This window comes from Streptomyces sp. NPDC127119 (genome assembly GCF_042677425.1).
GTDB lineage: Bacteria > Actinomycetota > Actinomycetes > Streptomycetales > Streptomycetaceae > Streptomyces.
On the sequence record NZ_JBHXTO010000239.1, the window covers coordinates 1 to 8,252 of the forward strand.

Here is an 8,252-nt window from a genome sequence, read left to right on the forward strand (position 1 = left end):
AGCCTGCGCCGTTCCCCGCGCCCCTGAGGAACCCGGGCGTGCTTTTCAGGGGCGCGGGGAACGGCGCGATCAGCCCCCGCCCGCCCGAAGCCGACGACGTAGCTGCCGTCAGGCGGGCTTTTCGGGGGCGCGGCCCGTCACAACCGCTCGCGCCACTGATTCGTGATGGGCAGCCGCCGGTCCTTGCCGAAGCCCTTCGCCGAGATCTTCGTACCCGGCGGGTACTGCCGCCGCTTGTACTCGGCCGTATCGACCATCCGGAGCGTCTTCGTGACCATCTCCCGGTCGAACCCCGCGGCCACGATCGCGTCGGCCCCGGTGTCCCGGTCGACGTACAGCTCCAGAATCGCGTCCAGGACGGGATAGTCCGGCAGCGAGTCCGTGTCGACCTGCCCCGGCCGCAGCTCGGCGCTCGGCGGCTTGGAGATGGAGTTCTCCGGGATCGGCGGAGTCTGCCCCCGCTCGACCGCGGCCCGGTTGCGCCACTCGGCGAGCCGGAAGATCGACGTCTTGTAGACGTCCTTGATCGGCCCGTACGCGCCCACGGAGTCGCCGTACAGCGTCGAGTACCCCACCGCCAGCTCGGACTTGTTGCCCGGCGCCAGCACGATGTGCCCCTCCTGGTTGGAGAGAGCCATCAGCATGGTGCCGCGCAGCCGCGACTGGAGGTTCTCCTCGGCGAGCCCGGTGAGACCCAGCGACCCCATGTACGCGTCGAACATCGGCTCGATCGGTACGGTCCGGAAGTTGAGCCCGGTCCGCCGCGCCAGCTCGGCCGCGTCACCCTTGGAGTGGTCCGAGGAGTACTTGGACGGCATCGACACGCAGTACACGTTCTCGGCGCCGAGCGCGTCGCAGGCGATCGCGGCGACGAGGGCGGAGTCGATACCGCCCGAGAGCCCGATCAGCACGGAGCGGAAACCGTTCTTCGCGGTGTACGCCCGCAGGCCCACCACGAGTGCGGAGTACACCTCCTCGTCGGCGTCGAGCCGCTCGGCGTACCCGCCGGAGAGCTCCGCCTCGTACGGCGGCAGCGGCTCGTCGGAGATCACGAGGTGATCGATGCGCAGCCCGTCGTCCACGATGCCCGAGGGCGGCTCGGAGGCGGCGGCGGGCAGGTCCAGGTCGAGGACGACACACCCCTCGGAGAACTGGGGCGCCCGCGCGACGACCTCGCCGTGCCGGTCCACGACGATCGAGTCGCCGTCGAAGACCAGCTCGTCCTGGCCGCCGATCATGGCCAGGTACGCGGTCGTGCAGCCGGCCTCCTGCGCGCGCTTGCGCACGAGGTCGAGGCGGGTGTCGTCCTTGTCGCGCTCGTACGGGGAGGCGTTGATCGACAGCAGCAGGCCCGCCCCGGCGGAACGGGTCGCCGGGACCCGGCCGCCGTCCTGCCAGAGGTCCTCGCAGATGGCGAGCGCGACGTCGATGCCGTGCACCCGTACGACCGGCAGGGTGTCGCCGGGCACGAAGTAGCGGAACTCGTCGAAGACGCCGTAGTTCGGCAGGTGGTGCTTGGCGAAGGTGAGGACCACCTCGCCGCGGTGCAGCACCGCCGCGGCGTTCCGCGGGGCGCCGGCCGGCTGCCCGTACCTGGGCTGGGCCTTCTCGGAACGGTCCAGGTAGCCGACGACGACCGGCAACTCCCCGAACCCCTCCTCGGCGAGCCGCGCGGCGAGGGCGTGCAGGGCCGCGCGGGACGCCTCCACGAAGGACGACCGCAGGGCCAGGTCCTCGACGGGGTACCCGGTCAGCACCATCTCGGGGAACGCGACGAGGTGCGCTCCCTGCTCGGCGGAGTGCCGGGTCCAGCGGACGACCGCCTCGGCGTTCCCGGCGAGATCGCCGACGGTCGAGTCGATCTGATTCAGGGCGAGGCGTAGTTGAGGCACGAGGCCCAGTGTAATCGTCAGACCGACGTTATGGGGTGCCCACCCTGCCCACCCCCCCAACGGACCTGCTTGCGCCGTTCCCCGCGCCCCTGGGGGCCCCTGGGGTTTGTCGGCCGGCTGCGGCCCGGTGGGGGTTGGCCGCGCAGTTCCCCGCGCCCCTTAGGGGGTGCCTCCTGGCGTTTGATTGGTCCGCTGCGGGCCGGTGGGGGCTGGTCGCGCAGTTCCCCGCGCCCCTGGGGGGTGCCTCCTGGGGTTGTCGGTTGGCTGCGGGCCGGTGGGGGCTGGTCGCGCCGTTCCCCGCGCCCCTTTGGGGCGGGTCGGTGTGGGCCCGGTGCGCGGCCCGCCCGCTCAGGGGCGCGGGGAACTGCGCAGTCTTTTGGCTTTTGGGGGCGCAGCCCCCAAGGGGCGCGGGGAACGGCGCAGTCTTTTGGTTTTTAGGGGCGCGGGGAACTGCGCAATCTTTTTGTCTTTTGGGGTGCGGGGAACGGCGTGGTCAGACCCATCGACCCGCCCCCACCGGCCCGTGCCCGCGAACATGCGGAACCAACACCCCGCCCCGATCATGGGCGTCAATGACCACACCCCGCCCGGCCCCGGCCGCAACCGCCACCCTCCTGGCCCTGGCAGCCCTCACCTACTCCGCATGGACCCTGGAAGCGTTCCTCGGAACAGGCCTCCCCCCGGCCCGCACCTACGTGAGTGAACTCGCCGCGACCAACCAGCCGTACACCACCCTGTTCCGCACGACGGACCTCCTCGCAGGCACGCTGGTGTGCGCCGCAGTCGCAGCCGCAGCCGCGACCCTGTCGGCCCGCCGCATCCCACGGACCGCCCGAGCAGCCCTCCTCCTCTTCGGCGCGGCCACAGCCGTGGACTCCCGGCTGCCGCTCAGCTGCACCCCCACCACGGACCCGGAGTGCGCCGCGAGGGAGACCGCGGCCCTGGTCCCGTGGACCCATTCCGCGCACACGGTGAGCAGCACGGTCGCCCTGTGCGGCATCCTCGTCGCCATGGCGACCCTCACCCGCACGGCCCGCATGGGCCCCGCCCTCCTGGCGCTCGAACTGGCCGCCACCGCCTGGACCCTGGCCGCGATCGCCGCCCTGGAGACGGGCCACGACGGCTGGGGCGTGGGTATCGCCCAGCGCCTCCAGGTCGGCGTCATCGCGATCTGGCTGGGCGCACTGGCCGTCTCCCTCCTCCACGCCCCTGAGCCGGCGGCCCGCGGGGCTCTCCGCGCGGCGAACGTCCGCCCATGACCTTCGTCCGTATCGACGGAATCGCGCACCACATCCGCGTGGACGGCACAGCCACCGCCCCCGTCTGTCTGCTCAGCGTCGGCCTGGGCATGTCCTGGTTCGACTGGGACCCCGTGCTGCCGTTCCTCGCCCCGTACCGCACGGTCGTCCGCTTCGACCGGCCGGGCCTCGGCCTCAGCGCCCCCGCGCCCGCACGCGTGTGGCCCACGCTCACCGGTGAGGCGCACCGCATCGCGCGCGTGCTCGACGCGGCCGGGGTCCGCACGCCCGCCACCGTCGTCGGGCACTCCCTCGCCGGTTTCCACTGCGAGGCCTTCGCCCGGCTGTATCCGGAGCGGACGGCCGGGCTCGTCCTGGTCGACTCCAGCATCGAGGAGGAGCCGCGCCCGAGCCGCGCCCCCGCCCTCCGGAACACCGTCACGCGCGCGTGCGGCACGCTGCTGGCGGGCGCGGGCCTCCCGCGGGCACTGGGCCCACTCCTGCGGCGTACCGCGGTCAGGGCCGTACGCCACAGCGGCGGCGACTCCGCCCCGTACGGCCCGGCCCCGTACGACCTCGTCCGGCGCGCCTACTCCACCAGCCGCTCCCTGCGGGCCGCCCTCGCCGAGAACGCGACCTACCGGGACCAGGCGGTCGCGCTGGACGGCCTGCGGGAGCGGCCTCTGCCGGACGTACCCGTCACCGTCCTGGCCGCCGCCGACCCCGGCGGCAACGGTTCACGGCACTGGCTGGACCGCCAGGAACGCCTCGCCGAGCGTCTCGGCGCCACCTTCCGCGTCTCCGCCCCGGCGGGTCACCTCGTCATGCTGGACCGACCCCAGGACGTGGCGGCGGCGATCCTGGACGCGCCGAACGAACCGGTGCGCCCGTTCCCCGCCGGCCAGGAAGAGGAACGGACGCACCGGAGATGAGAAGCCGCTGAACCTCGGATCCTCAGCGGTTCAGTGACTCAGCGGCGGTACGAGGTCACGTAACCCGGTGCGGGCGAACCCACCCCGGTGACGTCGTCGTACCCCCGCACAGCCTTCAGGCTGCTGTCCTTGCCGAGGCTGCGGACCGAGGTCAGCAGGCCCTCCGAGGCGTCGAAGGCGTTGGCGAAGTCCACGCGTGCCACCGCGAGGTCGCGGCCCGTGGGGCGGTCCGTGACGTCGTGGTAGAGCTTCGTGCCGTAGCGGTCGTAGATCGCCGGGTTGGCGAACCCGATCGGGCGCCCGCCGCGTGCCTGCTGGGCGAGTGCCTGGACGCCCGCGACGACCGGAGCGGCGAGCGAGGTGCCGCCGATGCGGTACTCGTCGTACTTCTGCGTCCCGTCCGGGAAGGTCTGCGTCTGCCCGACCAGGAACCCGGTGTTGGGGTCGGCGATCGCCGCGATGTCGGGAACCGTCCGCATGGCCTGCCGGCCGTTCGCCTTCGCGAGCCGCGACGGCACGACACCCCGCTGGTAGAACGGCTGCTTCACCGTCGCGCTGGTCCCGCCGCCCGCGCCCGAGGTGTACGCGCCCGGGAAGTCCGTCCAGCTCTTCCCGTCGGCGGACAGGTTGGCCTTGAGCGTGCCCCAGCCGGTCTCCCACTTGTACGTGTCGCCCTTGCCGACGGCGAGCGAGGTGCCGCCGACCGCCGTGACCCACGCCGAGTTGGCGGGGGTGTCGACCTGCTTCGTACCGGTGTTGGCGACCTCGTCGCCGTTGTCGCCGGACGAGAAGTAGAAGCCGATGCCCTCGATCGCGCCGAGCTGGAAGACCTGGTCGTAGGCGGCGGCGAGGTCCGGCGTCTGGTTGGCCTCGATGTCGCCCCACGAGTTGGAGACGATGTCGGCGAGGCGCCCGTCGACGATCTTGCCGAGCGAGTCGAGGAAATCGTCGTCGTAGCAGGACGCGGCGCCGACGTAGACGATGTCCGAGGCGGGCGCGACCGCGTGCACGGCCTCGACGTCGAGGGTCTCCTCGCCGTACCAGCCCGCCGCCCCGCACTCCTCGGTCCGCGTGTACTGACCGGGCAGCACCTGCTGCAACTGCCCGCCCCTGTACCTCGCGTCACCGTGCTTCGCCGCGTACGTGGCCGCGTCCGCCGCGATCGTCGGCGAGGCGTACGCGTCCGTGATCGCCACGGTCACGCCCTTGCCGGTCGCCTTCTCCGCTCCGTAGGCGGCCCGCAGCTGCTTGCCGGTGTAGCCCTTCACGGCGTACGGGACCTTCGTGCCGTACGCGCCCGGCAGCGTCGTCGCGGTCTTCGAGCCGTAGTACGACGAGAACGGCCCGGCGTTGCGGAACACGGCGTCCGGCGGCGGCAGGGTGTCGGAGTGGTCCGCCTTGTGCGGGGCGTTGTCCAGACCGGTCACGGTGAGGACGGCGCCGTTCAGCCCGGCGGGCGCGGAGGCGGCCTTCGCGGGGGCGCGGTAAGTCTTCTTGCCCTTCGCGTAGTTGTGCAGCTGCGTGCCGAACGCCTTCTCCGCGTCCGCCACTTCACCCGTCACCGACACGTAGTGCGTACTGGTGCCCGTGACGGTCAGCCCCGCCGACTTCAGCCAGGCCGTCACCCCGGCCACCTGCGCCTCGGTCGCGCCGAAGCGGGAGCGGGCCTGCCGCGCGGTGAGGTACTTCCCGTACGAGGCCGACGACGGGTCGGAGACGGCCTCGGCGTAGGCGCTCAGGCCCGCCGCGTCCCGTCCGGCGAGGTAGACCCGGGCGGAGACCCGGGAGCTGTCCGCCGTGGCCCCCTTGTCCGCCCCGGCCGTGGCCCACAGGGGCTTGGTGCCCTGGAGCGTGTCACGGCCGGCCGGGTCGTCGGAGGCGTGGGCCGCGGGTATGCCCAGGGCCAGCGCGCCGGCGAGCAGCGGCAGGGTCGCCGCCATGCTCACACCGGCGCGCACCGCGGCGCGATTGGATCTCATGGAACCCCCAAAGGATCACTGGATGGGGGTCACTCTTGCGATGAACTGTCCATGCCAGGGGAATGGCCGGGACATGGCTGGCCCAAAAACCACCCAAGGAACCGTATGGCAAGGGCATTTGGGGTGTTATGGATCAGTTCAGCGGCTTCGCGCCGCGCTGCTCCAGCAGATCCGAGATCAGCTTCATCTCCGACTCCTGGGCCTGCACCATGCCCTGCGCGAGCCGCCGCTCCACACCGACCTGGCAGCGCTCCACACACCCCTTGGCCATGTGCACACCGCCCACGTGGTGGGCGTACATGAGCTGCAGATAGCGGACCTCGGCCGCCTTGCCGCTCAGCTCGCGCAGCGCGTCCATCTCGGTGTTGGTCGCCATGCCCGGCATCAGCGCGCCGTCCTCGCCGGACCCCATGCCGGCCATGCCCATCCACTCCATGGGCTCGTCGGCGGACACCTTGGGCAGCTCCCACAGGTTCAGCCAGCCGAGCATCATGCCGCGCTGGTTGGCCTGGGTCTGCGCGATGTCGTACGCGAGGCGGCGCACGTCCTCGTCGTCGGTGAGGTCGCGCACGATGTACGACATCTCGACGGCCTGCTGGTGGTGCACGGACATGTCACGGGCGAAACCCGCGTCCGCGGAGTCCGCCGCGGGCGGCCGCATCCCGGAGTCGTCGCCGTCGGCGACCGCGTACGTGATCGCCCCGGCCGCCACGAGGACGGCCGCGGCGGCTCCGGTGATCCAGCCCGCGGACTTCATCCCCGTCACTTCGACAGGCCGTTGGTGCAGGCGGCGCCGGGCTCGGGCGTCTGCTTGCCCTGGACGTACGTCTCGAAGAACGTGCCGACGTCCGGGTCGCCCGCGCTCTTCACCGTCCGCTGGTGGCCCCACGCGGAGAGCATGATCGGGTCCTGCTGGTCCTCGACGGGGCTCATCAGCGAGTACGGCGTCTTCTTGACCTTCTCGGCGAGCGCCTTCACGTCGGCGTCGGACGCCTTGCTGTTGTACGTCACCCAGACCGCGCCGTGCTCCAGCGAGTGCACGGCGTTCTCGTTCTTGATCGCGTCTTCGTAGACGTCGCCGTTGCAGTTCATCCAGACCTGGTTGTGGTCACCGCCGACCGGGGGCTCCATCGGGTACTTCACGTCCTTGGTGACGTGGTTCTGCGTGAGCTTGGTGCTCCACTTCTTCACGCCGTCCTTGCCCGTGACGAACTTCCCCGACGCCGCCTTCGAGTCGCTCGCCGCACTGTCCTTGTCGTCGGACTGCGACTTGATCAGGAACGCGCCACCGGCGACGAGACCGGCGACGACGATCACGCTGGCGGTGATCGTGAGGACCCGGTTGCGCCGCTCGCGGGACTGCTCGGCGCGCCGCATCTCCTCTATCCGCGCCTTGCGCGACGTGGACTCTGTCTTCTTGGCGGAACCCATGGGGTGGTCCTTCTGGGGGAAAGGGGCAGTGGAGTGGTCTGCTGATCGTAGTGTGGGAGGAGGGGTTCCAGGTGGGGAGCCCTGCGGATTGGCCGAATGGACGGGGCCGCGGCAGATAATTTGAAGCAGGGATGCGCATTATCTACGCTGCCGGTATGCGGCTGTTGCGATCGACCGACCTGGCTCTGCGCGTCCTGATGCGGCTCGCCGTAGCCGAGGAGACCGCGACGCCCACGACGCGTGACGTGGCGGCGGCGATGGAGGTGCCGTACACGCACGCCGCGAAGGTCGTCGCCGAGCTCCAGCACCTCGGCCTGCTCTCCGCGCGGCGGGGACGCGGGGGTGGGCTCGCGCTCACGGAGGAGGGGCGTGGGGCGTCGGTGGGGGCGGTCGTGCGGGTCTTCGAGGGCGAGGGGGACGTCGTCGACTGCGAGGGGGCGTCGCCGTGTCCGCTGCACACGGGGTGCCGCCTGCGTGTCGCCCTGCGGCGCGCCCAGGAGGCGTTCTACGCGTCCCTGGACCCCCTGACGATCAGGGACATGGTGGCTGCGCCGACGGGGCGCTTGCTGCTGGACATCACGATGCGCTGAGCTGCGCCTGCGCCTGCGCCTGCGGATAGGGGGTGCCCCCTGAGGTTTGTCGGTCGGCTGCGGGCCGGTGGGGGTCGGCCGCGCAGTTCCCCGCGCCCCTGGGGCCCCCTTGGGTTTGTCGGTTGGCTGCGGGCCGGTGGGGGCGGGCCGCGCAGTTCCCCGCGCCCCTGAGGGGGCGCCCCCTCTGGGG

7 protein-coding genes are annotated in these 8,252 nt (G+C 71.8%); 3 read left to right on the plus strand and 4 right to left on the minus strand.

Annotated elements, in window-relative coordinates:
• Nucleotides 1-137: 137 nt before the first annotated feature.
• A complete protein-coding gene (locus ACFVH5_RS42795; protein ID WP_385839090.1) occupies nt 138-1,892 on the minus strand; it encodes an NAD+ synthase in 1,755 nt (584 codons plus the stop codon).
• 572 nt (nt 1,893-2,464) lie between these two features.
• Here ACFVH5_RS42795 and ACFVH5_RS42800 point away from each other — a divergent pair.
• Both ACFVH5_RS42800 and ACFVH5_RS42805 read left to right on the plus strand, forming a co-directional pair.
• Complete coding sequence (locus ACFVH5_RS42800) at nt 2,465-3,151, plus strand: DUF998 domain-containing protein (protein WP_385839092.1); 687 nt, start codon at nt 2,465-2,467, stop codon at nt 3,149-3,151.
• Nucleotides 3,148-4,062, plus strand: a complete 915-nt coding sequence (locus ACFVH5_RS42805; RefSeq protein ID WP_385839093.1) for an alpha/beta fold hydrolase — start codon at nt 3,148-3,150, stop codon at nt 4,060-4,062. Before ACFVH5_RS42800 ends, ACFVH5_RS42805 begins: the two co-directional genes overlap by 4 nt.
• Nucleotides 4,063-4,100: 38 nt before the next feature.
• Here ACFVH5_RS42805 and ACFVH5_RS42810 read toward each other — a convergent pair whose 3' ends face one another.
• From ACFVH5_RS42810 to ACFVH5_RS42820, 3 genes are all read right to left on the minus strand, one after another.
• Entirely contained in the window at nt 4,101-6,041 is a 1,941-nt protein-coding gene (locus ACFVH5_RS42810) for a protease pro-enzyme activation domain-containing protein (protein ID WP_385839094.1), read from the minus strand.
• Between the two features lie 133 nt (nt 6,042-6,174).
• A complete protein-coding gene (locus ACFVH5_RS42815) occupies nt 6,175-6,798 on the minus strand; it encodes a DUF305 domain-containing protein (RefSeq protein ID WP_385839095.1) in 624 nt (207 codons plus the stop codon).
• Between the two features lie 5 nt (nt 6,799-6,803).
• Entirely contained in the window at nt 6,804-7,472 is a 669-nt protein-coding gene (locus ACFVH5_RS42820; RefSeq protein WP_385839096.1) for a DUF3105 domain-containing protein, read from the minus strand.
• A 155-nt stretch (nt 7,473-7,627) separates the two neighbouring features.
• Here ACFVH5_RS42820 and ACFVH5_RS42825 point away from each other — a divergent pair, with 155 nt between their 5' ends.
• Entirely contained in the window at nt 7,628-8,062 is a 435-nt protein-coding gene (locus tag ACFVH5_RS42825) for an RrF2 family transcriptional regulator (RefSeq protein ID WP_385839097.1), read from the plus strand.
• The last annotated feature ends 190 nt before the right edge of the window (nt 8,063-8,252 follow it).

Bases quoted from the DNA above. Each gene is read 5' to 3' on its own strand.
- ACFVH5_RS42800 (WP_385839092.1), top strand. From the start codon at position 2,465: ATGACCACACCCCGCCCGGCCCCGGCCGCAACCGCCACCCTCCTGGCC.
- ACFVH5_RS42805 (WP_385839093.1), top strand. From the start codon at position 3,148: ATGACCTTCGTCCGTATCGACGGAATCGCGCACCACATCCGCGTGGAC.
- ACFVH5_RS42810 (WP_385839094.1), bottom strand. From the start codon at position 6,041: ATGAGATCCAATCGCGCCGCGGTGCGCGCCGGTGTGAGCATGGCGGCG.
- ACFVH5_RS42815 (WP_385839095.1), bottom strand. From the start codon at position 6,798: ATGAAGTCCGCGGGCTGGATCACCGGAGCCGCCGCGGCCGTCCTCGTG.
- ACFVH5_RS42820 (WP_385839096.1), bottom strand. From the start codon at position 7,472: ATGGGTTCCGCCAAGAAGACAGAGTCCACGTCGCGCAAGGCGCGGATA.
- ACFVH5_RS42825 (WP_385839097.1), top strand. From the start codon at position 7,628: ATGCGGCTGTTGCGATCGACCGACCTGGCTCTGCGCGTCCTGATGCGG.